The sequence below is a fragment of the Nocardiopsis synnemataformans genome (assembly GCF_965343085.1).
Taxonomy (GTDB): Bacteria; Actinomycetota; Actinomycetes; order Streptosporangiales; family Streptosporangiaceae; genus Nocardiopsis; species Nocardiopsis alborubida.
In genome coordinates this window covers 74844-98003 of record NZ_CBDRFA010000014.1, presented here as the reverse complement: position 1 = coordinate 98003, position 23160 = coordinate 74844, and the positions used below count along the sequence as shown (strand labels likewise).

28 protein-coding genes are annotated in these 23160 nt (G+C 68.0%); 22 read left to right on the top strand and 6 right to left on the bottom strand.

Translation table 11 applies throughout. The annotated features are described in order from the left end of the window. Positions 1 to 76 precede the first annotated feature (76 nt). The 5 genes from ACSIH6_RS10795 to ACSIH6_RS10775 all read left to right on the top strand — a co-directional run bounded on the left by ACSIH6_RS10795 (position 77) and on the right by ACSIH6_RS10775 (position 2577). A complete protein-coding gene (locus ACSIH6_RS10795; RefSeq protein WP_435108110.1) occupies positions 77 to 496 on the top strand; it encodes a DUF6283 family protein in 420 nt (139 codons plus the stop codon). Positions 497 to 715: 219 nt separating this feature from the next. Beyond that, complete coding sequence (locus tag ACSIH6_RS10790; protein WP_435108109.1) at positions 716 to 1264, top strand: hypothetical protein; 549 nt, start codon at positions 716 to 718, stop codon at positions 1262 to 1264. Between the two features lie 20 nt (positions 1265 to 1284). Continuing rightward, positions 1285 to 1602, top strand: a complete 318-nt coding sequence (locus ACSIH6_RS10785; RefSeq protein ID WP_435108108.1) for a hypothetical protein — start codon at positions 1285 to 1287, stop codon at positions 1600 to 1602. Between the two features lie 175 nt (positions 1603 to 1777). Continuing rightward, on the top strand, positions 1778 to 2077 hold the full coding sequence (locus tag ACSIH6_RS10780; RefSeq protein WP_435108107.1) for a hypothetical protein: 300 nt from the start codon (positions 1778 to 1780) through the stop codon (positions 2075 to 2077). Further along, on the top strand, positions 2077 to 2577 hold the full coding sequence (locus ACSIH6_RS10775; protein ID WP_435108106.1) for a hypothetical protein: 501 nt from the start codon (positions 2077 to 2079) through the stop codon (positions 2575 to 2577). The genes ACSIH6_RS10780 and ACSIH6_RS10775 overlap by 1 nt, the downstream gene beginning before the upstream one ends. 176 nt (positions 2578 to 2753) lie before the next feature. Here ACSIH6_RS10775 and ACSIH6_RS10770 read toward each other — a convergent pair whose 3' ends face one another. From ACSIH6_RS10770 to ACSIH6_RS10760, 3 genes are all read right to left on the bottom strand, one after another. Continuing rightward, positions 2754 to 3461 carry a DUF6879 family protein gene (locus ACSIH6_RS10770; protein WP_435108105.1) on the bottom strand — a complete coding sequence of 236 codons (708 nt, stop codon included), beginning with the start codon at positions 3459 to 3461 and terminating at the stop codon, positions 2754 to 2756. A 927-nt stretch (positions 3462 to 4388) separates the two neighbouring features. Continuing rightward, a complete protein-coding gene (locus tag ACSIH6_RS10765) occupies positions 4389 to 4556 on the bottom strand; it encodes a hypothetical protein (protein ID WP_435108104.1) in 168 nt (55 codons plus the stop codon). A gap of 143 nt (positions 4557 to 4699) precedes the next feature. Continuing rightward, positions 4700 to 4960 (bottom strand): hypothetical protein, encoded by a 261-nt coding sequence (locus ACSIH6_RS10760; protein ID WP_435108103.1) that lies wholly within the window; start codon positions 4958 to 4960, stop codon positions 4700 to 4702. Positions 4961 to 5116: 156 nt separating this feature from the next. Here ACSIH6_RS10760 and ACSIH6_RS10755 point away from each other — a divergent pair, with 156 nt between their 5' ends. The 6 genes from ACSIH6_RS10755 to ACSIH6_RS10730 all read left to right on the top strand — a co-directional run bounded on the left by ACSIH6_RS10755 (position 5117) and on the right by ACSIH6_RS10730 (position 8602). After that, positions 5117 to 5806: a DUF6573 family protein gene (locus tag ACSIH6_RS10755; RefSeq protein WP_435108102.1), complete on the top strand. Its 690-nt coding sequence runs from the start codon at positions 5117 to 5119 to the stop codon at positions 5804 to 5806. A 60-nt stretch (positions 5807 to 5866) separates the two neighbouring features. Further along, the gene (locus ACSIH6_RS10750) at positions 5867 to 6169 is read left to right on the top strand and encodes a hypothetical protein (protein WP_435108101.1); all 303 of its coding nucleotides are present in this window, start codon (positions 5867 to 5869) and stop codon (positions 6167 to 6169) included. A gap of 130 nt (positions 6170 to 6299) precedes the next feature. Then, a complete protein-coding gene (locus ACSIH6_RS10745; protein ID WP_435108100.1) occupies positions 6300 to 6995 on the top strand; it encodes a hypothetical protein in 696 nt (231 codons plus the stop codon). Beyond that, positions 6995 to 7339, top strand: coding sequence for a hypothetical protein (locus tag ACSIH6_RS10740; protein WP_435108099.1), 345 nt, complete (start codon positions 6995 to 6997; stop codon positions 7337 to 7339). Before ACSIH6_RS10745 ends, ACSIH6_RS10740 begins: the two co-directional genes overlap by 1 nt. Continuing rightward, a complete protein-coding gene (locus ACSIH6_RS10735; RefSeq protein WP_435108098.1) occupies positions 7336 to 8043 on the top strand; it encodes a hypothetical protein in 708 nt (235 codons plus the stop codon). Before ACSIH6_RS10740 ends, ACSIH6_RS10735 begins: the two co-directional genes overlap by 4 nt. 25 nt (positions 8044 to 8068) lie before the next feature. Then, entirely contained in the window at positions 8069 to 8602 is a 534-nt protein-coding gene (locus tag ACSIH6_RS10730; protein ID WP_435108097.1) for a hypothetical protein, read from the top strand. Positions 8603 to 9294: 692 nt separating this feature from the next. Here the strand turns inward: ACSIH6_RS10730 and ACSIH6_RS10725 are convergent. The 3 genes from ACSIH6_RS10725 to ACSIH6_RS10715 form a co-directional block, all read right to left on the bottom strand. After that, on the bottom strand, positions 9295 to 9933 hold the full coding sequence (locus ACSIH6_RS10725; protein WP_435108096.1) for a hypothetical protein: 639 nt from the start codon (positions 9931 to 9933) through the stop codon (positions 9295 to 9297). Positions 9934 to 9989: 56 nt separating this feature from the next. Next, positions 9990 to 10223: a hypothetical protein gene (locus ACSIH6_RS10720; protein WP_435108095.1), complete on the bottom strand. Its 234-nt coding sequence runs from the start codon at positions 10221 to 10223 to the stop codon at positions 9990 to 9992. A gap of 1629 nt (positions 10224 to 11852) precedes the next feature. After that, positions 11853 to 12320 (bottom strand): MarR family winged helix-turn-helix transcriptional regulator, encoded by a 468-nt coding sequence (locus ACSIH6_RS10715; RefSeq protein WP_435108094.1) that lies wholly within the window; start codon positions 12318 to 12320, stop codon positions 11853 to 11855. A 165-nt stretch (positions 12321 to 12485) separates the two neighbouring features. Here ACSIH6_RS10715 and ACSIH6_RS10710 point away from each other — a divergent pair, with 165 nt between their 5' ends. The 11 genes from ACSIH6_RS10710 (at position 12486) to ACSIH6_RS10660 (ending at position 23140) form a co-directional block, all read left to right on the top strand. Further along, positions 12486 to 12680 (top strand): type II toxin-antitoxin system prevent-host-death family antitoxin, encoded by a 195-nt coding sequence (locus tag ACSIH6_RS10710; RefSeq protein ID WP_435108093.1) that lies wholly within the window; start codon positions 12486 to 12488, stop codon positions 12678 to 12680. A gap of 256 nt (positions 12681 to 12936) precedes the next feature. After that, positions 12937 to 13842, top strand: coding sequence for a hypothetical protein (locus ACSIH6_RS10705; RefSeq protein ID WP_435108092.1), 906 nt, complete (start codon positions 12937 to 12939; stop codon positions 13840 to 13842). Between the two features lie 211 nt (positions 13843 to 14053). Further along, positions 14054 to 14347 carry a hypothetical protein gene (locus ACSIH6_RS10700; protein WP_435108091.1) on the top strand — a complete coding sequence of 98 codons (294 nt, stop codon included), beginning with the start codon at positions 14054 to 14056 and terminating at the stop codon, positions 14345 to 14347. A gap of 18 nt (positions 14348 to 14365) precedes the next feature. Next, complete coding sequence (locus tag ACSIH6_RS10695; protein WP_435108090.1) at positions 14366 to 14971, top strand: hypothetical protein; 606 nt, start codon at positions 14366 to 14368, stop codon at positions 14969 to 14971. 73 nt (positions 14972 to 15044) lie between these two features. Next, positions 15045 to 15596 (top strand): hypothetical protein, encoded by a 552-nt coding sequence (locus ACSIH6_RS10690; protein WP_435108089.1) that lies wholly within the window; start codon positions 15045 to 15047, stop codon positions 15594 to 15596. Positions 15597 to 15686: 90 nt separating this feature from the next. Further along, positions 15687 to 18341 carry a UvrD-helicase domain-containing protein gene (locus ACSIH6_RS10685; RefSeq protein WP_435108088.1) on the top strand — a complete coding sequence of 885 codons (2655 nt, stop codon included), beginning with the start codon at positions 15687 to 15689 and terminating at the stop codon, positions 18339 to 18341. 111 nt (positions 18342 to 18452) lie between these two features. Beyond that, positions 18453 to 18854, top strand: coding sequence for a type II toxin-antitoxin system prevent-host-death family antitoxin (locus ACSIH6_RS10680; protein WP_435108087.1), 402 nt, complete (start codon positions 18453 to 18455; stop codon positions 18852 to 18854). Next, positions 18851 to 19714, top strand: coding sequence for a hypothetical protein (locus ACSIH6_RS10675; protein ID WP_435108086.1), 864 nt, complete (start codon positions 18851 to 18853; stop codon positions 19712 to 19714). The genes ACSIH6_RS10680 and ACSIH6_RS10675 overlap by 4 nt, the downstream gene beginning before the upstream one ends. 28 nt (positions 19715 to 19742) lie before the next feature. Further along, positions 19743 to 21347 carry a hypothetical protein gene (locus ACSIH6_RS10670; RefSeq protein ID WP_435108085.1) on the top strand — a complete coding sequence of 535 codons (1605 nt, stop codon included), beginning with the start codon at positions 19743 to 19745 and terminating at the stop codon, positions 21345 to 21347. Positions 21348 to 21489: 142 nt separating this feature from the next. Further along, entirely contained in the window at positions 21490 to 22551 is a 1062-nt protein-coding gene (locus tag ACSIH6_RS10665) for a hypothetical protein (protein ID WP_435108084.1), read from the top strand. Between the two features lie 79 nt (positions 22552 to 22630). Next, positions 22631 to 23140: a hypothetical protein gene (locus tag ACSIH6_RS10660; RefSeq protein WP_435108083.1), complete on the top strand. Its 510-nt coding sequence runs from the start codon at positions 22631 to 22633 to the stop codon at positions 23138 to 23140. The last annotated feature ends 20 nt before the right edge of the window (positions 23141 to 23160 follow it).

Below are 23160 nucleotides of genomic sequence, written 5' to 3'. Positions count from 1 at the left end.
ACGACGCCCCTCCAACGCCGCAGAGGTGAAGTCCTGTTGCCGCCCAATCCCCACCAGCGATAGGAGAAACACATCCATGACAGCCAGAACGCCCGCCAAAGTCCAAGGCGCACATCTTTGCAGTGATGACTACCGGGTCCTCTCTATGGAAGCCGATAATCACTCCCGCAGGAAGATCTGCGGGGACTGTCCCTGGCGCCGGGACACTGAGGCGGGGGCGTTCCCCGTTGAGGCGTTTCGCCGCTCTGCTCGCACCGCCTACAACATGTCCGAGCGCCTCTTCGGCTGCCACACCAGCGGCAAGGAGCATGTCCAGACCTGTGTGGGGTTTTTGCTGCGCGGAGCCGAGCACAACCTCGCCGTGCGCTTGAATCCGGTGGACCCTGACACCCTGGACACCGGCGGCGCCGAACTCTACAACTCCTACAGGGAGATGGCCATCGCCAATGGTGTCGACCCCAACGACCCTGTCCTGGCTCCATGCCGAGATGCGTGAGGCCTCACGGTGATTCACTGCCGAGAGCCGTCCGAGCGCTTCGCCAATCAACCTCTGCAAGCGCCCGTCTGGGTGCAAACCGCGCACCACACCTGGGAGTGCTCCTGGTGGGGGGAGACCTTTCATCTGACCCAGGGCACTGTGGCTGGGTGGGAGCTGTATCGTGCGCCAGCCCAGTCCTTCCCCGAGAACCTGCGCAGCACCTGTCGCATGGGATACGTGGGCCAGACCGCAGACGAGGCGAAGCAACGGACCGTTTGGATCCTGAACGAGTATCACCAACTTGACCGTCGCACCTTCAAGCGGCTCGGTGAGACCCCGCTCACCGAACCAGAACTCCGGGACCGGCTGTCCGAAGCATCCGTGGCCCCCAGCACGCCCAATCTGCAAGCACCGTTGTTCGATCATTACCGGCAGGAGGAGGCAGGGGCTCTACGTTCACCGAACCAGCAACGTGCTCTTCAAGAGCAGTGTCGTCGGGACGTGGCCGAGCATGTTCACCGCCTGCTCCGCAGCCTTCCGAGTACCCGTCCGGTACCGATGCCCGGCACTGACGACCTGTGGTTCGTCGTGGACGCGCCGACACCTTTGATCGGCAAGGTGCGCCTGGCCCCCCTCGGCGGGTACTCCTGTTATGCGCCCTGGATCGTGCGCATGCGCGTTGACACAGGGCGGTGGTGGCTGGAGCAATACCAGCAACGGCAAATGGTCACTTCCGCCGCTCTCCAGCCCACCATCGCCCGAATGACCGCACACCTGCTTCGCTAGCACACGACCGAGAAGAGCGCATGTACACCGAACTGACGCAGGTCCACGAGCGCCTACGTGCCCTGCTCACCCACGCCCACCCCCGACGGGCCCACCGCACGGACCTGCACCAGCGGGGCGAGGAGGCCCACCCTAGGTGGGTGTTCGACGAACGCGACATGCTCACCGCAGCGGTCAACACCGAACGCGCCCGCCGCGGTCTGGCCGAGATCACCGCTGAGAGGGTGCGTGAGGTGGAGTCAACCGCGCTCGGTCACATCGACTACGCCAACAAGTTCACCTTGCGTCTGGCCGAAGTTGCCTGTGGCTTGGACGAACACCACACTGCCCTGCGCTGAAAGGATCACCGCCATGCCTGCACCCACGGCGCCTACCGCCACCGAACTGGCCCGTGCCCTTGACGCGTTGGCCACCTGCCCTGACTTGGACCCTGCGGCCCGCGCCGCAGCCTTGGCCTGCCTCCACGAAACACTGGATCTGCCTCCCAGCGCAGACGCCCTGGAGCGTGCCCGCGTGGGTATCGCACGTGAGCGCAGCACCTACCGGTCGGCCTACGGCCACGAGCCGCAGGTGTGGGCGCGCCTGACCGCGATGGCCGACCACGCTGCGGACCTGCCCGACCTGGTGCAGCGACTGCTCCGGGGTGCTGAGCATCTGTACGAGCTGACCACCAACTCCGCGTGGAACACCTGTTTGCGCGCAACCCTGCAAGCTCGCCACCCCGGCCTGTCGGTGCGGGCCGTGGACCGTCGCATTCGCACTCTGGCCGAGCATGAACGTCACCGCCGCGCCGAACAATCACAGGTGATCTGATGGACTCTACGCCGGCCGAAGCGGCTATCCCTGCGCTTAATTCTGCGGCCCCGGTCAGACTCACCTACGGCCAGTTCACCACGGACGTGTCCCCTCACCGGATCACCACGCAGACGATCGAGTGGTTTCGCTCCGGCGCCTGCCCCCTCATGGCCTGGGCCCTGGTCCATCAGGCGGCCCAGCACGGGCACACCTGGCACCTGGCCCTGATCGGAGACGCTCGCAACTGGGGGAACTGGTGGCATATGGGCGCCCTGACCGAGGACAAGGCACTGTTCGTTGACGTCGGCGGAGCCCACGACGTCGACCTGGTGTGCGCCTGGTGGCACGAACACCACAAGGAGCGCCGCCACCCCGGCGACAACACCGCGGTGTACACCGTCTCCGACCTCTTCTACAGCCTCATCTGGTACGACCCGCGGCACGTGAATTCTCAAACCCGGGAGACCACCCTGACCTTGGCCGACCAGGTCCTCGCAGACAACGGATTTCACATCTGACCTGTCCCACACCGCGGCGGCCGAACACACCGGAAACATCGTGGCCCTTTAGCGGATCGAGGTGATCATCGCCGAGGTCGACGACCGGCGAGTCTTTCTCACCAGGGCCGCTGAGCCCCTCCAGCTGATGGGCGTGGCCAGGCATGCTGATGGGAGCAGGCCAGGAGCGACGCAGCTCATACGTCAAAGAAGTGAGGGCGCATGCGGACATCAAACCGCCGGTCGTAGTCGCTGAAGGGGACAGCGCGGTGTAGTGCCCGGTCTCGCACCACGTTGGCGGTCACGATTTGATGGGGGTCCGTGATCAGCTCAGGGGCGAGCATGGTGCCATCGGTGGTGTAGTGCATCCGAACCAGGTACTGGGAGTCGAACAGCCAGTAGTCGTACTGGGGAATGCCCTCGGGCCAGGTGCCTTTCCGGGTGGGCAGGATACGGACGTCCTCGCCCGCTTGGACGTTGTGGCGGTAGGCACAGACGCACTCGAAGCGCACGTAATCGGTGAGGGGTTCGGTGACCACGTGAACGCGATGGAAAAGAGGGCCGCGGCTGATGATGCGGTTCCACTCCAGTTGAGAGTCGGACGCAGCAAGCTCGCCATCAGCCAGGAACGCCGCAAACGCCTCCCTCTCGTAGCCGACGTCGTAGACCTGAAGTGTCTCCAGCCGGAAGGCTGTGTAACGGCACTCCAGGAAGAGACGGTCGAACTCCTTATCTGTCAAAGAGTGGGATCGATCGTGGGGCAGGTACCGGCTGCGGATACGGTCCACCTCCTCTGTTTCGGTCACCTTGCCGCGAGCCAACCGTGTGATATCCGCTGCGGCCAGCGCATCGAATACTGCCCGGTTCTTGCGCTCAGCACCGGGGGATCCGGCAGTCCCGTCCATAGCTCTCCTTCTGGTGTATGACACCTTCTGTATAGAAGGTCATGTCCATACCTGGTCCAGTATGAGTCCAGGGCGGAACGGAAGTAAATTCCGAGAGCCGCAACACCCCACCTACCTGGCAGTACATTGGACGCCCACACCGCCCCGTGAATGGGCGCAGGTAGTGCCTCACTCCATCGCGTGCGATGTCCAGGAACTTTGGACGGGTCGGGGCGAGGTATACGCGGTAGCGTCGACCCCGTAGCGGGAGGGCCGCTTAACCGCTGCTCCCGTTCAGCTCGGGTACTAGGTAGGACAGATTGTGGGCGAATGCCATCCTTGCCGATGGTACGGTCAGCACCGATCACCAGCAGGAGAAGCGCCTGGGCCGCAACGACGCGGTGCACGGCAAAAGTGTCCTCGGCCCAGGTCAGGGCGGGCGTACGCCCGCCTCGGGGCATGTGTGGCGCTCAGTGTTGTACCAGCACACCTAGGCCCACGATACGTAGCGGCCCCACCTGTGCACTGTTTTTGAATCGGTCCGGATCGAGGCCACCCGCATGGTCCCGTCCAAGATAACGGGTCGCGACCGCCCAATTCCGCTTGATCAGATTGGTCGCCCGCTCCACAAAGTTGCGTTCCCAGTAGGCCACCTAATCGGAGGTCAAGGGGCCTATGCCGCCCCCGACCCGATTGGTCGTGACAACTATAGACGGCCACTCCCTCACACATGACGGCCAGAATTTACGGTCCATGAAGTCGTACCAGTGGCACGGACTGCTCGCCACCGCCCACCAGGAGTTAGGTGTGATTGTGGAGTGGGCGGCCCCGGACGGACAGGAACGACGACCTACCAAGGAGGAGTGATGGGGGTTCCGCTCTACGGCGGCCCTCTGGGACGGGGCGATCGCGCGCCGCCTGGCAACATCGTTGACGGCTAGCACGTCGTCACCCGTAGCATTCACCGTCACCTTGGCGTTGAACGAGGCTGTCAATCGCGTGCTCAACCTTGCGCATCCACGGCACGACCTTCCACAGGGTGATGGTAAAAGCGGTAATGGCCACCAGTACGCCTGCGGCTTGGCCCAAGGTGATGACTTGGACCCAATCAGGCACGACGCTTTCTGCCGTTCCGGGACCCCAGCCCAGTATGCACAGGCGTGGACAGTCTGCACGAACAACCATGCCGCCTACGGTTGTCGGTGGGCGGTCACCTGCGACAGGGCGACGGAAGCGAGGGGAGACGCTTAGGCCCTCATTCATGTTTTTCTCGGCTTGTCTGACCCTTCGTCTTCGAGATCGGTGCGTTTTCCCTGCCCGGCTCGTTGGAAGTCGATGACGGTCTTCGGCTTCCACACAGGGGTCCTGCCGAAGTAGTCGTCCTGCGGGGGTAGGTAGCCGTTTGGTCGCGCCCTGTACCAGCGCACCGTCTGTGGCTTGATCCCCCAGTAGGCGGCGATGTCGTTGATCGTCCAGTACTCGGCGTCCGGATCGGGTTGGCTCGTCTCCTCCACCGTCACGTCCACTCCTCCTGTTGCTGATGGTTCGCATCATGGCAGCGGTAGAGCGGTGGAGGCCTATCACACCGTCCAAGCCAGCCCTCTCCAGACGCCAGTTCCGCACACACGTCATAACTTTACCAATGTAAGTGTTGTAAAGTTCTTTGGAGGACTTTCGTGCAAGCCACACCTTTCTACTCGGTAGTCGAGCACACCGACGCCGCCACTGCCCACCAGATGCTGCGCAGGAAGTTCGCCAACGACGATGAGCAGATTCCCGAGAGCTTCACCGTTCTGGAAGAGACGCCGATGGCCTTCGCCCACGCCGTCGACCGCACGCTCGCGCTGATGCGGGTGGGCGACCCGCGTGTGCGCGACGACGCGCAGACGGTCGGAGCCATCCCCTTGGCTAACGACGCCGGGAAACACACGAGCTGGCTCTTCCTCGGCCACTCCACCCCCGCCCCCGGAGCCCCCCGCAACCCGTTCGAGGGCGCCCCGGTCATCGTCGGGGCGACGCGTGCCGACCTGATCAAGGACGGGGAGCTGATCGCGGTCCCCGAGGACATCGCCACCGCCAGCGGGTTCACCATCTCGATCGCGATCACCCGGGGCGCCTGGGAGGAATCTGTGCGATGGGAGGAAGGGGACGGCCCCGGACAGTCCGAGCAGGAGCGTCTGCGCGAGTTGTTGCGGCAGGCGATGCGCGCCATCAAGGTGGCCTCCGACGGCCTTCGCGCCCACATCCGCTACATGTGCGTGCGGCGCGGGGAGGAGGGTGCGGAACCGCTGTGGCTCCTCTGCGTCCTCGGCCCGGGCGACTCCGGTGAACACGTGCTGACGATCATGCGCCCCGACGAGAGCTGACCGTTCATGGGGTGGGGTGGCCAAGCCGCCCCACCCACCACTTCACGAAAAGGGCACTCCTTGGCCAAGCTGACCGACCCCGCCCTGCCACCCTTGCCCTGCCCCATCGAACATGTGGGCTACGACTGGTCCCGCGCCCTCTCGGGAGGGTGGGAGGTCGTAGAGCTGTGGGGCCCAGAAGGGGTCCCCATGGGCAACGCCCCCTACGCCATCGTCTGCATCCTGGACGACGCCCGCGGCGTGTACGCCATCGCCCGCAACACCGAAGGCACCCTCGTCGTCGAGGCGTGGGATGACCGGACCGAGCGAGAGTGGGCACTGGAGCGGCTCGCCCTTTGGTACGAGGCGTACCGCAAGAGCTGAACCCGGGGCGGGCGGAGGCGCACACCTCCACCCGCCTGCCCCTGAAGCCGTCGCCGCACACCACCTCCGTCCATAACCTTACAAATGTCAGATTTGTAAGGTTATGGACGGGAATTCGATCGGAGAACCCATGCAGCTACCCGCTCGCCCCAAACGCCCCCGCGACCTCGCCCTCGTCAAGCGCGGCGACCTCGCGATCATCCACCACCAGCCTCCCATCACCCTCACCGACGGCACCCTCGGCGCCGGGCCCCACAAATACGACCTCACCGTCGTCACCGGCATCACCGGCGAGGGTCATATCAGCCGCGTCCGCCGTCTGGGAGAGCCTGAATCCACTCCCATCAGGAACTACCGGCGTGTCCGCAGCAGCTCCTACTACCCGGCGGAACTCGTCGACATCAAGGCCCTCTCTGCTGCCATCGCGGACCGACCGGAAAGGTGGTCCTTCTTGACCTCCCAGGAGTACGCCACCTACATCACCGAGCATCTGCGCCCCGAGCACGAGGGCCCTGTCCTGGTATCTGGAGAGGTCACCGAGGAGGCCGGCCTCCAGGGATGGCAGGTGACGCTCTCCCGCGAGGCGTGGCGCAGGTGCGTGAGCACGGGTGACGAGGACGAAGGCCAGGCACAACGCCTCCTCGATCTCCTCAACGCGGTCTGCGACGCCCTCGCGGACCGCGCCGAGAAGCACAGCAAGCGCACCGGCCTCCCCCACGGTATGGCGGCCTTCACCCACCCCGACGCCACCACCCACCAGCCGCTCACCATCGTCATCGCCCTGGGCGGTGGCAAGGAGCGGTCTCTGGCCATTGGCCTGCCCTGATGCCACAACGGTGGATCGCTCCTGAGCGGTCCACCCCTCATGAGGAGCGCTCCATGTACTACTGCACCGCCCCATGGAGTAACTACCCCGACATCACCTGCCACGGCACGGCCGTGTGGGAGGTGCTGTGGAGGCAGGGCGAGAGGACGAAGAGCGCTTACGCCTGTGTCCAGTACCTGGACCTACACCTGCGCAAGACCGTCGCCAGTCGCGCCACCGTCGCGTGCCACCACGCATTACTCGTCTGCACTGCTGGCGCCGAAGGTCCGCTGCCTCGCATGCAGGACGCCCCGGCTTCCGCGTGCCTCCTCTCCCACCCCAACTCTCCCAAGGACCAGTCATGACACCGGCTCCCGGTTGGTACGGACGCGCCGCCCGCGCCGAACGCACTCCGCAGGCCACCATCGACAACAACGGCCTCTACGAGTCCATCGACTACACCCTGGTGGCAGCAGGTGACCTCACCGGCCCCCACCCCACCCAGTCGGCCGCCATCGCCTCCCTACGCACCAGCCCCACACCTCACCCCTACACCCCCACCAGCCTCATCTACGGTCCCTGCCGGAACACCACCCACCCGCTCGGCCACCGGGCTCGGACGGCCTTCACCGTCACCGAGACCTACGCCGTGGGCATCCCCGGCTGCAAGGCAACATTCACCCCTCCCAACTCCGATGAGCCCAGCGAGTCCTGCTTCCTCCCCGAACACCACATCGGCGCCCACGACAACGGCAGCATCGAAGAGGACGGTGACCTGCTGTTCTGGATCGATGACCAGGGAGTAGGCACTCCGCTCCAGGTCCAGGACTCCCACCTCGTCCTCGTCCCCGCGTCTCTCCTCGAAACCTTCGTGCTCACCTTCTCCGAAGGGGACCTCGCGGACGAACTCGCGGCCCGGCTCACCTGCTCGGAGGTGGACGCCCTCGCCTCCCTCCTCTTCGCGCTCGGCTGTGAGGACAGCGCGCGGACGTGGTTGGTCAGCCACAGCGCAGACGACGACGAAGGCGACCGGCACTTCCTCGAACGCCTCTACCACCACACCACCTGACCCAAGAATCAGGCTGGAGGGCCACATGGCACCGAAACTCGACTACACCGTCACCGACCCTCAGACGGGATCCGGTGTCTTCACACTCGATGAGGAGAGCCACGCAACCTGGATCACCGTCATGCAAGCGCTCACCAGGAGCCGCACGTACAACCACGAGGAGACCAAGGCCTCCATGGAGCTGGTGCGCGCCACCATCAGGAACGCGCTCACGCCATTCCTTCCACCGCACACCACCCTCTCCAAGGACGGGAGGGATTGGCAGAACCGGCGCCTCGGGGTGAACGGAACCACCCTCGCCCTGCCCACCGCGGCCTACCGCCAGGCCCTGAGCATCGAACGGGCTGCGGAAGAAGAAGGGGCTGAGCCCCTGCACTTCCCCCGGTTCATCATGATGCAAGGGCCCCACGCAGAGACCCCAGGCGCCCGATGCGTCCACCGCCACCGGGGCGAGGTTCTCGGTGGATGCCTGTGGGAGGCCTCCGCTTCCACCACCCTGCAGCCCATAGCCGAGCAGGTGCGCGAGCACCTGAACGACAGGCACTTTGGGGCACACTGACGTGGTGTGGACCGGCCATGGAGTGGCCGGCCCACACCACGTGCTACTGCGTGGACCGTCACAAGAGCCCGCAGCTCGGTCGATACCTATACGCCACTGACCCGACGAGTGGATGGCCGTGCGTGCGACGACTGCTGTGGGAACACGTGACCGGGACCGCGGGCAGGTCCACCAGCAGGGCCCAGCGCCGATGCGCGTAGGTAGCAGCAGGGGGGACCCAGCTCCCCGCACAGGACCAGCTCAGCCGGATCTGTCGCGGCGCTCTCCGCACCGGTGTCGTCCTCGTGGGGACCGTTCCGCGCCTCCACAGCCGTGCCTTCGCCGTCCGGGCCGTCTTACCTCGTTTCCGTCACGTGTGCGACGGCAGACTACTGGCCGCAGGAATCGCGCTCGGCGCCCGGGCTGCTTCCTGTTCGCCCGTTCTGCCGTGGGAGCAGGAGCCCCGCCGAAACGGGGTTTGTGGTCCTCGGACGCAGTCACGGCTGGCGTCCGGATCGGCCACCGGGGAGGACCCGCGTTGAGCTAAGCACGCCAGCCGCCCCCCCAGTTCTGGAGCACCTCGTCCGGCACGCCGAACACCCGATCTACGGTGCACTCACGCACGGCCGCGGTAAACACCGCCAACGGTGCGCACCCGGTTCCTGGACCTGCGCGGGAGCGGTGGCACCGGCCGCTGGGCTATAAGGAGACGGCTACACGAGTGCCTCGGCCGCCTCGGCGAGGATCTCGTCTAGCTCTTCTGCAGACAAAGCCTGTTCGAGAGTGCCCCCGACGGAGACGGCGGAAATCAACAGGCCCCCTGGAAGGTGGAGACGGATCCCGCGCCCCTCCTGGACATCCCCCATGTCCATGGTCTCCAGAACTCCACCCAAGGTGCTCACCCGGTCGGTCATGTGAAGGTCGACGTCACGCATCTCCGCGACGGTTTCATAGTTGTCTTCGATGTCGGGCATGTCGGCCAGGGTGAAGCCCTCGGAGTAGACCAGGTTGACCCCCGTCTGCCCGCTGCGGCTACCGAAGGGGCATCGCACCTCGCCTTCCTGCACGTCCTCGCTAATCTGCTCTGCGTCCTCGGGCAGATAGGCCAGGGCGATCTCGTCGGCTCCCGCTGCCGCGCAGTCCGTAGGAAGGGTGAAGGCGAGTGCGGGACCTTCTTCTGTGGCGCTGGCCGTGGGAGCCTGAGAAGGTGATTCCCCTGAGGTCGGGGAGGGCTCCCCGCCCTGGGTCGGTCCGGCGCTGCCTGCGCCGCAGGCGGTAATGGCAAGCGCCATCGTGGCGGTGAAAGGCAGGAATACGCTGTGGTACGGGTTCAGTCTTCTGGGGAAAGTCATTATGTTTGTCCTTGCAGTACCGGGGGAAGGCGGGTTGGATCTTCCTTGCTGTAATGTCACGCTAAGGGTCCGCGTTGAACGCTATGCGACACGTCCGGAATCAGCAAAAGAAGGTGTGCGCGGCAAGCGATTCGTGCCAGCCTGGCACGGCGCGAACTTCGTTGTTCAGACAACAACTTGAGGTGCGCCTTGGGGAAGCGCAGCAAATCAGCGGGGAGGTGACCGAACCGGATGTCCAGGTCCCACCCGCGCACTTGGGTGGCGAGTGCGGCCAGCGCGATGGTGCCCATGGCCAGCAGACTACGGGGCACAGCATCAGTCAGCATGCTCTCGGAGTACCGGGCCAGGCGCTCGGCCAAGGCGTATTCGAGGGTCTCCCGGCGTCGTCCAGGAGCACACGCAGCAGGCGCTGCTCAGGTGTCGGTGGCGCCGGCTAGGGCGCGGTAGAGTCCGTAGTAGGCAATGAAGGCGCGGGAGGGCCTGGCCCTCATTCAGCAACTGTGGGACACGGCAGCAAAGCGAGTGCTCACGCCGCAAGGGCGGGCTTCCTCCTAGCGCATGAGTGACACTTGAGGTAGAAGGAAGCCCGTCATGGGGTGCCGTAGGGTCGACAGCTAGCGCGCGCACCCTTGCTGGAGCGCCTCGGGCTTTGACCAAGGGCGGTATAGGGTCCGTTCCGCAACAGCGCGGCTTCGATCACAGGCAAGCCTGGGATGAAGGCTGTCCTGGGGGAGCGATAGTAGAGTTTCGGCATGAGCCCCCGTCGAAGCCGTCCCTCGGCAGATACCAATCCGTACCGCGAAGGCTCACCCAGGGACCTCGCGAAGGCTGCGGGGTTGGAGCCGTTAGAGGAATTCCCGGGTTATAAGCGCCCCTGGCGTTGCCGATGTCTTGCACAAGGGCACGAAATCACGCCGTGGTTCAACGATATTCGCCGAGGTGGCGGTTGCCGGATATGCAACTGGCGTGGGCCTGGAAATGATGTGGACCCGGACTTTGCGGTGCAGGAAATGAGGGCGGCTGGGTTGGAGCCCTTGGTAGATTATCCCGGTAGTGATAAGCCTTGGCCGAGCCGGTGCCAGCGGTGTGGTTCGGAGGTTGCACCTCGTCTCCTAAAGGTACGAACTCGGAAGCTAGGGTGTTCTCAGTGCGTGAACGCTGAACGGTCTGGCGCTGCGCGCCAGCGCGCTTCTCAGCTAACGCCCGGATCGAATACGCTCGTTGAACCGAAGACGGCGGCTGACGTGATGCGGAACGCAGGACTGAAACCACTTACTGACTATCCGGGGTCCAAAACACCATGGCGATGCAAGTGCATTAATTGCGGCGCAGAAGTCGCGCCTTCTTTCGCCAAGGTCAAGAATCGAACAGTGGGATGCCGTTACTGCGCTCAACGGCTTCGAGCTAAGGCCAGCAGAAACAACCACGAGGCCGCGGTTGAAGTGATGCGCAGCGCGGGACTGGAGCCCTTAGTAGACTACCCAGGGGCCGACAAGCCCTGGCCTTCCTCTTGCTCGCAATGTGGCCAAGAAGTTGCTCCTCGGTACTCCAAAGTTCGTCATCGAGCGGTGGGGTGTCGGCATTGCGCTCGAGCAGGCAGAGTTCCTTTCCAGAGCACTGCAGGGAATGATCTGCCCCGTACTTAGACACACCAGGAAACGCTCCTCACGTGCCCACCGCCTCACAGGGGGCAGGTCCGCAAGACTCCGGAGATTGAGGAGCGTATGCTGCGAGACTCACGAAAGCAACTGATAGAGATGAGCAGGAATTCGGGATTGAAAAAAGCTGATATCCCGAAGAGCGCTTGTCGTAAATTTCAACCAGCGGTTCAGCAACGCCTGAGCCACTGCCCCCAAACAACACAACTGGGAGCGCTTGTGTCATTCCGCCGATCCCGAATCCTAGCCCCAGAAATTGCCCTACTTCTTGGAACAACAGGCGTTGTTGATGTTCTGGGTGATCTGTATAAGTTGGTGGAGCTGGGTTTCGGTTAGGGAGTCAATAACCAAAGCACGGACAGCAGCAACGTGCCCTGGGGTGTTCGCCACCAATTTATCTCTGCCCGTATTGGTTAGTGCAGCCAAGATGCTGCGGCCATGTGTTGGGTCTGGTGTGCGGGTAACCCAGCCATGTTGTTCTAAGCGGGAAACCGAATGCGACAGTCGCGATGGCGACGCTTCAACTGCTTTTGCCAAATCACCCATGCTTAGAGTGTGGTGCGGATGCATCGACAGCGCAGCTAGGACTTGGTACTGGAACAAGCTGATGTCTGCATCGCGCTGCAGTTGGCGGTCAAGAGCGGCGGATAGTCTCGTCATCATGCTAGTCAGACCCACCCAGGCCAACTCTTGTTCCGCAGTGAGCTGATGCAGCGATGATGTGTCCATACCCCCACTATAATTTGTAAGGTCAAGTAAGGCTACTCATCGCTCTTCTTTCCCACATGCGACCCTCGCCTTGCCCTTCAGCCGCTATCTGCACATCGGGGTGCCTTTTGACGCTTGGCCACCCGTAAGCCACTCACTGGGCCTTGCCTATGGGAGAAACCCGCTGTGTCCGCATCCAGGACATCGTTGTCCGAGCCGCTGGACCCCAAGCCCACCAGCCACGTCTTTCGCAACCGGCTCGGTGCGTACGTCGCCCACGTCCAGGCATACGACGCCCAGGTTCGGCTGACCGTGCAGGGGCACCCGGCTGGGGTGTTGATGTCACCCTCCCGCGCCCAGCAGGCCGGGTATCAGGCATAAGGCACCTAGAGTGTGTACAAGGCCAGCGTGCAGTTGGCGGCGGTGCGCAAGCTGGCCGCCGTCCAGGGGACGCAGTAGATCATGGGCCGCACCGGCGCGGCAATGGCGCTGATCAGCGCCGAGCACTTCGCCGGGGCGGTGCACGTGATGGCGTCCCGCTACAGACCCGGCCGCGAGTAAATAGCCGGGTGCGTCGGCGGCCCGGCCGGTGCACCAGCACAACCCCTTCGTACCGATGACCCCCTAGGAGCCGCTCATGCCCAGTGCCGCCCACCGCCGCTACCTCGCCCAGGCCGCCGAGCATGGCCACACCCCCGAGCAGGCCGAACAGACCCTGCGCCAGGTCCGCCAACAGGCCGGGGACGGCTACGTCACCGACCTGTACGAACGGGCTCTGCTCATGCTGGACACAGGGGTGCCCACCGGCCGCCAGCGCAGCGACGCCGACCACATCCTGGCCCAGCACGGCATGGCCGGGGCCCCGGCCGAGGTGCGCGACACCATTGCCGGGATGCTCGGGCGGATGGGTCTGACTGTGGGGCCCGACGGCGGCCCGGCGCCAGCGGGAATCAACGAGCGCTTCTCTGACACGGCCGACGGCCTCGAGGGCATCCAGGGCCTGCTGCGCCCGGCCCCCGCCGCCCGCTCCGGGCGGGCCCCTTCCGGCCACTTCACCACGTTCGTGCTGCCCGCCGAGGACCGGCGGGCTGAACGCACTATCCCGTTCCTGGTCCTGGCTGCCGAGGAGCCCGACGACGTCGAGCAGTTGGCCCTGCCCACTTCGCTGCACCGGATCGGCAACGAGGTCATGGCCTACGCGCGCGCCCGCGCCCTGTCCGAGAGCCCCGGGCCCATGCCGGTCAGCGACGCCTGGATCCTGGCGGTGTCCGACTACGAGGCAGAGGCCAAGGTGGTCGTGATCCTGGAGCCGGTCGCGGCGGCGGCGCCGACCGATGAGGCCGTGCCGACCACCGGCGTGGGCGGGGCCGATCTGCCCTGGTGGACCGGGCGTTTGCTCAACGGCCAGCTCCGTGCCGCGGCCCGGGACGTGCCGGTCTCGGCTGGAGCCGACCCGATGAGCATCAACATCGTGCCCAGTGCGTCTCAAGAGCTGAGCGCGTGGGCAGAGCGTATAATCACCCCGGGCGAACACTCGGAGTAGATACCGGCCGCTCCACCGTTGACGTCCTCTCCCATGGGCACCACCTCTGTGGCGGATCCCAACAGTCGTCGCAACACGTGAAGTCAGTGAGTAACCGCAAGAAGTTGGCGAAACGCTCGTTTGGTCACCCCAGACGAGCGTTTCGCGTGGCCGTGAGTTGAGTTGGGCGGCGACCGCGCCCAGATCCTTGCGAGTGTGAACCACTAAATCCGTGCTGCTGATCGTGGCCGCGGTAGGCGCGGTGCTCGGCGCCGCGCAGGCAGTGATGGTACGGCCCGTCACGCCTGCGGCGTTCACCAGGGTCGTCATCACGCTGGCGCCCCTGTTGGCCCACTTCGGGGTGAGCGTGTTCCATGAGCTGGTGGTCGCGATCAATGGAGCGATCGTCGCACTGATGACTTGGGGCCGGATGTCCCCGAAGGAGGAGGCCGTGGCCGGATGGCTCGGCGTCCCGATCCAGGAAGTGCACCAGATCTGCCGGGGCGCCCCCTCCGGCCTCGAGTGAGGCCCCCTGCCTGAGCGGGTGGAGATCACGCTGTCCTACACGGGCGCAGCGGTGTGGGCCGACGCCGAGTGGCAGGAGCTAGACGAGGACGGCCAGCGCAGGCAGGCAACCCTGCTGTTCTGGCGGGCCGACGCGCACGCCTTCGGGCTGCTGGCGGAGAACCTACGCCGGGACGAGGCGGCCATCGCCGAGGGCTCCTGGCACCGGGGCGAGTGGAAGACCCGTACCGGACTCCAAGCGTTGATCACCGAAGCCGACGGTGGGCATTGGGCGTCTTTGCTATCCACCTCTGGTGACGCGAGCACGCACGTTATCTTGCTGGAGGACCTGGTCATCGGTTACCGGGTCCAAGCCGAGCAAATGTGGCGCCAGGTAGAGGACTGGCGGCTGCGTGCTGAGGACGAACAGGAGTGGGTACCGCGCTCCCCGGAGGCCACGGGCCTCACTAGGGAGAGCGGGCCCCGCACCCCACCGGCATCGCCGATCGGCCCCCCAAAGCGTGCGCAGCGGGCTACTCTGACGCTGCCGCCCGCCCTCCGCGGAGGTCATCCCCCAGAGGGTACGGCGGTACCGCGGGCGCTCCCTGGGAAGCACACCGCGGTGGCGGCCCCTCGCCGGGGCTGAGGATCGCAACGCCGTCGAGGGCGCGCACCCGCCCGGGTGCGCGCCCCACTCCGATGCCTCAGGAAGGGCACAGATGAGTCGACAGGTCCACACCACCACCGCGCTGACCAAGGCTGTGCGCGACGGACGCACCGCGACCGTGGAGGTCGTCCACACCCAGCAGGCTCTGCCCCACGGGCGCCGCGACGACTCGGTGCAGCTGGTGGCCCGCCTGGACGGCGAGCAGGTCGGTACCAGCACCGCGCTCTCGCACCCGCGCAACCTCCCCGACGGGTTCGTGGCCTCCATCGGCGTTCTGGCGCTGACCCAGGCCGAGGCCGACCAAGTCGAGGCCGTGCTGTCCCAGGTCAAGGCGGGCGTACCCGAGGACTTGTGGGAAACCCGGGCGCACCTGGTCGAGCGCCTGTCCGCGGCCCGCGACATCGCCGCCGACGCCGTCGGACGTGCCCACGACGCGGGCGCGCTGGACCCCTACCTGTCCCCGCGCGGGGACCGCGACCGCCACGAACGCGACATCGCCGACGCCCAGCGGGCGCTGGCCGAGTTCGACGCCCGCCACCCCCAGGTGGTCGCCGACCTGCGCGCCCAGCGCGCCGACGACGTCCAACGCTGGATGCAGCAGTAGCAGCCTGCGTACCAGCCGAGCAGGGCCCCGCCCCGCCTCCGGCACCGCGCCGGGGGCGGGGCAGGGCCCCCGACCCACGACGAGGACCTTGTGAGCACACACACCCGCACCTCCTGGCCGCCTACCGACGAGCAGCAGGCCGTATGCGAGGCCGCCGCCACCGGCGAGGACCTGCGCGTCACGGCCGGGGCCGGTACCGGCAAGACCAGCGCGCTGGTCCTGATGGCACGCGCGCTGGCCCCTCGCCGCGGCCTGTGCCTGGTGTTTGGGCGCGAGACCGCCCGTGAGCTGCGCGAGCGCATGCCCGCCCACGTGACCTCTTCCACCGCGCACGCCCTGGCCTACCGTGCGCTCGGGTACCGCTACCGGGAGCGCCTGGACGCGCCCCGAGTCCGGCCCGAGCGCGCCGCCGAGATCTTGGGCATCACCGGCCCGCTGGCCGTCACCGAGAAGGTTCACCTCAGCCCCGCCGCCCTGGCCACCTTGACCATGCAGATGGTCCAGCGCTTCTGCTACAGCGCCGACCCCGAACCGGCACCCGCGCACGCCCCGCGGGTGCCCGGTCTGGACCTGGACCGGGGTCAGCGCGCCCACCTGGCCCGATTCCTGCTGCCCTTCGCCGAGCGGGCGTGGGCCGATCTCCAGCTGCCCGACGGCGAAGGCGGCATGCTCCGCCACACCCCCGACCACTACATGAAGGCGTGGGCGCTCACCCACCCGGTCCTGGACTACGACTGGATTGCCCTGGACGAGGCCCAGGACACCAACCCCGTCTTGGCCCACCTGGTGCGTGCCCAGCCCGTCCAGCAGATCGTGGTGGGCGACTCGGCGCAGGCCATCTACGGGTGGAGGGGCGCCATCGACGCCCTGGAGACCTGGCCCGCGCCCCACCGGTGTTCGCTCACCCGCTCCTGGCGTTTCGGTGAACGCCTCGCCGTAGAGGCCAACACCTGGCTGGAGCAGGTGGGGGTGAGCTTGCGCCTGAGCGGCTCCCCCACCCGCGAATCCACGCTGGGGCCCGTCGCCGCGCCGGACGCGATCTTGTGCCGTACCAACGCCGGCGCCATGGGCGCGGCTATGAAGGAGTTGGCCCAGGGGCGCACGGTGGCGCTGCTGGGTGGAGCGGGCGGCATCCGCAGCATGGCCGAAGCCGCCCAGGCCCTGCGCGCGGGCTACCCCACCTCCCACCCCGAGCTGTTGGTGTTCACCAGCTGGCGGCAGGTGCAGGACTACGTGGAGGACTCTCCCGCCGACGCCGGGGAGCTGGCGACCCTGGTGCGCCTGGTGGACGAGCACGGCCCCGACGCGATCCTGGCCGCTGCCACCCGCATGGTCGACCAGCGGCACGCCCAGGTGGTGTGCGGGACCGCGCACAGGGCCAAGGGCGCCGAGTGGGACACGGTCCGCGTCGAGCAGGACTTCCGCGAGCCCGCTCCGCGGCAGGACGGTAGCCCCGGCCCGGTGCCCCGAGCCGAGGCGATGCTCGCCTACGTCGCCGTCACCCGCGCCCGGTACCGGCTGGACAACACCGGGCTGGCATGGATCCACGACCGCACCACCACCGCCGCCGGGACCAGCGGGACCCGACAGCCGACCCGGCCGCGGCGCGAGCGCGCGCCCCGGCCCGGCCGTGCGTCCCGCGCCGGGGGGCGGGGCCCCCTCCAGGCGTGGCCGCCCCTGGACCTGGAGGCCACCTACACCGCCCACATCCCCGGCAGGGGGAAAGTCCTCATCACCCCCCAGGTCAAGGAGCACACGCACGGCGGCCACACGCTGACCATCGTCATGGGGCTGCACCCACTGTTGGCGCACAAGCTCGCCGCCCTGAGCGACTACGACCGCCCCCACGTGGAACTCCTGCTGCACGGCGCAGAGATCGTCCTCACCGAGGAGATCGAGGACGCTCCCGACGACGGGTTGGTGGCCACCCGCGACCGGGGACGGCTGGCGACCAACTTCCAGGGCCACCCCGGTCTCACCCGCGCCGACGTGCTGGACCTGGCCGAGCACCTGCGCTCCCACCTCACCGGCGAACACTCGCCCCTGTTGCCGGCCACCCCGTCCCTGCCCCAGGTCGAGGACCACACTCGCCCCGTACCGGCGAGCGGGCCCCTGGACCTGGAGGCCACCTACATCTATCGCGACACCGCTGGTGAGGAGGTCACCGTCACCCCCAGGGTCCGGGATCGAGTGAAGGACGGGTACCGCCACATCATGATCAGCGGGCTGCACCCGCTCCTGGCCGACCGGCTCGCCGCCCTGAGCGACTACGACCGCCCTCACGTGGAAATCCTTCTGCGCCACAGCGGCCACATCGTCATCACCGACCAGATCGACGACGGCCCTGGTAACGGGCTCGCCACCTACCGCGACCGGGGACGGCTGCTCACCACCTACCAGGGTCACCCGGTCCTGACCATCGACCACGTCCTGGACCTGGCCGAGGCCCTGCGCTACCAGCTGATGGGGAAGGAATCGCTGCACGTCGGTCTCACCCCGCGCCCGGCCGGGCGAGTGCGCGCCGACGACGGGTACCACATCACTGGTGGCGCCCGCAGGTCGATCACCCGCCAGGACCTGGTGCGCGACGTCACCCTGTTCCTTGACAGTAGCGGCGATGCCGCCCGGGACGTGGACCCCGAGGCCGTGGCTGAGGCGGTGGTGGCCCGCTACGGGCTCACCTCCTGGGGGGACCTGGACGAGAAGCAGGTGACCGCTGTCCTGGAAGCAGCCTCGTCCGTCTGACCGTGCGGTAGCGGTGCCCGCCTCGAAGGGCTGTGTACCCGGTCGCGGCGGGCATCAGATGTTCTTACGAGTTTTCATGAAAAGCACCCCACACATGAATACGGCGATGTAATGGTCCACACCAGCGGGCGCCCGCTCACGCTCACGGTGGACGGCCGTGCCGAGAGCGCTTTGGTGCCGCTGGAGCAGGTCACCGACGCCGGGCTGGTCCCGACCGGTGAGTGGGGCATCCGCCGTGCCCGGGAGGAGTGGGCGCAGCTGCGCGCCGAGGCCGACGAGCAGGGCCCGCAGATCATCACGGACCGGGGCGCACCCGTGGTCGCGTTGGTCTCGGCCGAGCAGGCCCGCGTGATCGAGCGGGGTCTCCCCGTGCTGGTCGCCGAGGAACTGCACTTCGACGGGGCGCGCATCACCGACCAGGACGGGCGCCCCATCGCGCCCGGCACCTACAGCTACGTCGGGGGCGTGCTCCACGTCCCCGCACCCGACACCACCGAAGGAGACACCCCGTGACCTTGCACAACACCCCCGCACGGCTGGACGTCCACACGCTGGTCGATGAGCGGCCGCGCGAGCGGTTCGCCAACGCCGAGCTGGGCACCGACCCGCTGGCGCGGGACCGGTCCCAGGCGATGGTGGTCATGGAGGTCTGGGACGCCGCCCGCGGCCCCGAGGCCGCGCCCATCGTCGCCGACACGCTCCCCATCAGCCCGGGGCGGATCGAGTACCTCATGGCGGAGGGCCAGGCGTGGTTGTGGGAGGCGGTGGCCAACCCCGCGGTGTGGGTGATGGTCGATGACAGCCGCACGGATCTGGCCGAGGTCCTGGAGGAGGAGAACGCCCGCCCCCTGCGCGTGCTGGCGAGCCGGATCCGCCGCGAACGGGTGGGCGGCGGCCAGTACGTGCCGCTGACCCTGCGGGAGCTGCGCACGCTCCGCCCGATCGTGGAGGCCATCCCCGACTACTACGCCGTCCGGGACCGGCTGTTGGATCTGGTCCGGACCGGCCTGCGCGACGCCGCCGCCGAGCAGTACAGGCGGTTCCGCGCCGACTGGGAGGAGATGCAGCACCGGGCCGCGAGCCCCCGCGCGTGGGCGGAGCTGTACGGCTACCGGCGGGCGTGCACTGTCCTGGAGCAGCTGCTGGCCCACGACCCGGACAGGCACCCCGTCCCCTACCTGGGCGACGGCTCGGAGACCAGGGCCACCGCCGAGCGGCTCGGCGAGCTGTACGAGGCCGTGGCCGCGCAGGAGCGCGACGACCTGTCGTGGGAGGAACGCGACCACGTCGAGGGATACGTCATGTCCCAGGACGCCAAGGCGATGCTGCGTCGGCGTCCCGGCACGTGGCGATGGGGCCAGACCCACGCCTAAGCAGCACACCGGAGAAGGAGACACCCCCATGAGCGATCAGCCGACGATCACCATCAGCCGCGGCAGCGGCGAGACCGCCCCCGAGGTCGGCCCCTACAGCGAGGGCGTGGCCGAGCGCGCCACCTGGCCCGCCGACGAGCACACCCCGGCCGCCTTCACCGCCGAGCACGTGCCGGGCGGGCGCACCCTGGCCACCGGGCTGGTCACCGGCATCGTGGTGCCCATCCAGACCAGCGCCCGCTACTACGACCAGGACGGGCTCAGCTTCGGCGTGGGCGCCGACGAGGGCCACGTCTACGTCGCGACCGTGCGCGCGGCCACCGCCGAGGAGGCCGCGCCGATCCTGGCCGCCGAGCAGCGCGCCGCCCAGGCGCAGGAGCTGGCCCGGCGCACCCGCGCTCTGCTGCGCTGGCGCTACCCCAACGCCGAGGTGGGCGCGACCTACACCCACCCCCTGACCGGGCCCACCCCCGACACCGCCGTCCCCGTGCCCCAGGCCCCCGACTACGGCCACAGCCCGTTCCCGGACCGAATCCTCATCGACCGGGCGGCGGACCTGGTCTGGACCCTGGTCTACAACGGCGCCGACGGCAACGACTGGTCGCTCTCCAACCACGGCGCCCACATCGCCCTGTCCCACGCGCTGACCCCCGAGCGCGAGCAGCTGGTGGCCGACCTGACCGCGTTCTACGCCGACGCCGCCGCGTGGGAACGCCTGGGCGTGCAGGCCGAGGCGATGCACGCCCTCATCGCGGCCGGGTGGACCCTGCCCGCCTACCGGGAGGTCGAGACGATGCGCGTGGTCGACGTCGCCGACGTCGCCGCCCTGACCAGCCGCACCAGCCAGGAATGGCAGAGCGCCGGGTGGCCCCTGCGCCACCACCCGCACTGGACCGGGGACCAGGGATGGCGCGCGAGCGAGGCCGCCGCGCTGGTCGAGGCGGGCATGACCTTCCACCTGGCCAAGGCCCTGCGCGAGCAGGGTCACCGCACCGTGCGCGACGCTCTGGCCGCCCGGCCGCCGCACGTGCCCGAGGGCGCGACCCGCGTGCGCCTGTCCCACCCGCGCCCGGAGGTGGCGAGCCCGTTCGAGGGGGACATCGTCACCGGCTCGGCCGAGGAGATGAACGCCTACCTGGCCATCCACCCCGAGCAGTGGACGTGGACCCTGCACGCTGAGAGGGGCCCGCGCATCCGCCACACCGCCAGTTCGGGTTCCTGGCAGCTGTGGGACGACAACAGCATTACCCACGGGTACTGGTACAGCTCCCACATCGATGGCCGCCCCCGCGAGCTGTCCACGGCCGCCGAGACCGCCGTGGGCCTGGCCGTGCGCGCCGAGCGCGTGGAGGAGTCCGCCCTGTGGCAGCCCCTGCTGGCCGCCACCGACCACAGCGTCCGCCACATCGACCACACCCCCGGCAGCCCGTGGGGCGACGGCATCGCCGCCGGACTGGAGCGCCACGAGTTCGCACTCCCCGCGGCGCACTCGGTGACGTGGTGGGTGTGCTGGACCGAGCGCTACACCCCCGGTGACGGCGACATCTGGGACCAGGTCACCACGCTGCACCACAGCGAGGCCGAGGCCCGCCAGGCCGCCGCCGAGCGCCTGAGGGAGCTGCGCGCCGCCTGAGCCTGACGGCCCTGCGGAAGACGGGGGTCAGGGCAACGCCTGATTCTGGGGCGTGTCCGAGGCACCCTGCACAGTGAAGTTCGTGGCCCGCCCTGGTGAGGGGGGCGGGAGCACCACCACCGACGACACAGAGGAGACACCCGTGGTTGAGCACCAGCACCGCATGACCCTGGCCGCCGACCAGCGCGACTTCGTGGAGGTCGAACGCACCACCGAGGACGGGGTCACGCACATCGTCCTGTCCTGCCTGGTCGGGCTGACCGAGGTCGCCGAGCCCGAGCGCTACGAGCACCCCAGGAACGGGATGGTGTTCGACCTGCATGTGTTCGAGGACGGCCAGGGTCGCCGCTGGCACGTGGCCACGCAGGCGGTCGAGGGAATGAAGGACAAGGGCCGCGTCCAGACCCGCGAGGGGGTCACCATCGAGACGCGGTCCGTGCCCGCCCGCGAGCAGTGGTCCGGCTACGGCTCCCAGAACAGCTACCTGTCCCGCGAGGACCTGCTCACCTGCCTGGGCGACCCCGAGACGTACACGGCCATGTGGGACGAGGTCGAGGCCCGATGGGAGCGCGCGGCACAGGCGGCCGCGGCCTGCGGCGGCGTCGTGGAGCGCATCGGCCGCCCAGCCCTGGTGGACCGCCCGGCCATGCTCATGGACCGCCTCGCCTACGAAGCCGCCTGCCGAGAGCTGGGGCTGGTGCCCGCTTCGCCGCAGGAGATCCTGACCGGGCCCGGGATGAGCGGGGAGTACACCCTGTACTCCTACAGCCTGGACCACATCCTGTACGTGGCCCTGGCCCGAGGACACCGCCCCTACGCCGAGCGCGAGCAGCAGGACGCCCAGCAGCGGACCCTGGCCCAGGTGGACGCGGCCCACCCCGGCCAGGCGTACACCCGCGCAGAGTTCGAGGCGGCGTGCACCCTGGCCGGGGTCGACGCCCCCAGCGACGCCAAGATCGAGCGAATCCTGAGCCCCTACGTGCTCACCAGGGAGGAGGAGAACGCGCTCCTGGTCGCGCTGGTCGAGCGCCGCGCCCGCGGCATGGCCGCCCGCGCCCAGGAGGAGGGGCGGCGCTGCGACGAGTGCGGCCGCCTCATCCCCGGCAGCGGCATGGCCGCCAGTCTCGGGTTGGCGTGCGGCGTTGACTGCTACGAGGCCATGGCCGACCGGCCCGGCCGCTACGCCAGCAGCCACAGCGTCTGACCCTGCCCCGAACCTGTCAGCTCCGCCACGGCGGAGGCGGGGCCGCACCAGGCGGCCCACCACGTGAGGAGAGAGCACTGTGAGCACCACAGCCCTGGACGCCGAGGAACTGGCCCGGCACCTGGAGCGCCCCCACTCCGCGTGGGGCCACGATCTGACCGCGCGGGGTCTGGTCCCCGACCCCAGGTCGAGGGCGTACGGTCTGGCCCTCCAGATCAGCGGCGCCGAGCCCGACACCCCCGCCCACACGGCGGTGTGGCTGGTGCTGGCCCTGGCCGGATACAGGCGCATCGGCGCCTGCGGGTCCGAGGTCAGTCTCGGCGCTCACGCCGGGGCCGCCGCGGGCCCGGCCGCGGGGGTGGACCGGCGCCTGCTCCAGGCCATCGGCATCCCCGGCCAGGCCGCCGAGCAGACGGTGAAGGCCGTGGCCGAGCTGTGCCGGTCCCGCCCGGGACCGGCCGGGCGCCCGGACCCGGTGGTGCTGGCCGCTGACCTGGCCGTGATGTTCGGCGAGGACCCCGACGCCCGCCGCGCGGTGGCCAACCGGTGGTCCAAGGATCACCGGAGCGCCCGCGCCTCCCGCGCCTGAGCCACCCGCCGGCGCGGGAC

Bases quoted from the DNA above. Each gene is read 5' to 3' on its own strand.
- ACSIH6_RS10795 (WP_435108110.1), top strand. From the start codon at position 77: ATGACAGCCAGAACGCCCGCCAAAGTCCAAGGCGCACATCTTTGCAGT.
- ACSIH6_RS10740 (WP_435108099.1), top strand. From the start codon at position 6,995: ATGCCACAACGGTGGATCGCTCCTGAGCGGTCCACCCCTCATGAGGAG.
- ACSIH6_RS10690 (WP_435108089.1), top strand. From the start codon at position 15,045: ATGAGTCGACAGGTCCACACCACCACCGCGCTGACCAAGGCTGTGCGC.
- ACSIH6_RS10745 (WP_435108100.1), top strand. From the start codon at position 6,300: ATGCAGCTACCCGCTCGCCCCAAACGCCCCCGCGACCTCGCCCTCGTC.
- ACSIH6_RS10770 (WP_435108105.1), bottom strand. From the start codon at position 3,461: ATGGACGGGACTGCCGGATCCCCCGGTGCTGAGCGCAAGAACCGGGCA.
- ACSIH6_RS10715 (WP_435108094.1), bottom strand. From the start codon at position 12,320: ATGGACACATCATCGCTGCATCAGCTCACTGCGGAACAAGAGTTGGCC.
- ACSIH6_RS10725 (WP_435108096.1), bottom strand. From the start codon at position 9,933: ATGACTTTCCCCAGAAGACTGAACCCGTACCACAGCGTATTCCTGCCT.
- ACSIH6_RS10730 (WP_435108097.1), top strand. From the start codon at position 8,069: ATGGCACCGAAACTCGACTACACCGTCACCGACCCTCAGACGGGATCC.
- ACSIH6_RS10735 (WP_435108098.1), top strand. From the start codon at position 7,336: ATGACACCGGCTCCCGGTTGGTACGGACGCGCCGCCCGCGCCGAACGC.
- ACSIH6_RS10705 (WP_435108092.1), top strand. From the start codon at position 12,937: ATGCCCAGTGCCGCCCACCGCCGCTACCTCGCCCAGGCCGCCGAGCAT.
- ACSIH6_RS10785 (WP_435108108.1), top strand. From the start codon at position 1,285: ATGTACACCGAACTGACGCAGGTCCACGAGCGCCTACGTGCCCTGCTC.
- ACSIH6_RS10680 (WP_435108087.1), top strand. From the start codon at position 18,453: ATGGTCCACACCAGCGGGCGCCCGCTCACGCTCACGGTGGACGGCCGT.
- ACSIH6_RS10720 (WP_435108095.1), bottom strand. From the start codon at position 10,223: ATGGGCACCATCGCGCTGGCCGCACTCGCCACCCAAGTGCGCGGGTGG.
- ACSIH6_RS10775 (WP_435108106.1), top strand. From the start codon at position 2,077: ATGGACTCTACGCCGGCCGAAGCGGCTATCCCTGCGCTTAATTCTGCG.
- ACSIH6_RS10670 (WP_435108085.1), top strand. From the start codon at position 19,743: ATGAGCGATCAGCCGACGATCACCATCAGCCGCGGCAGCGGCGAGACC.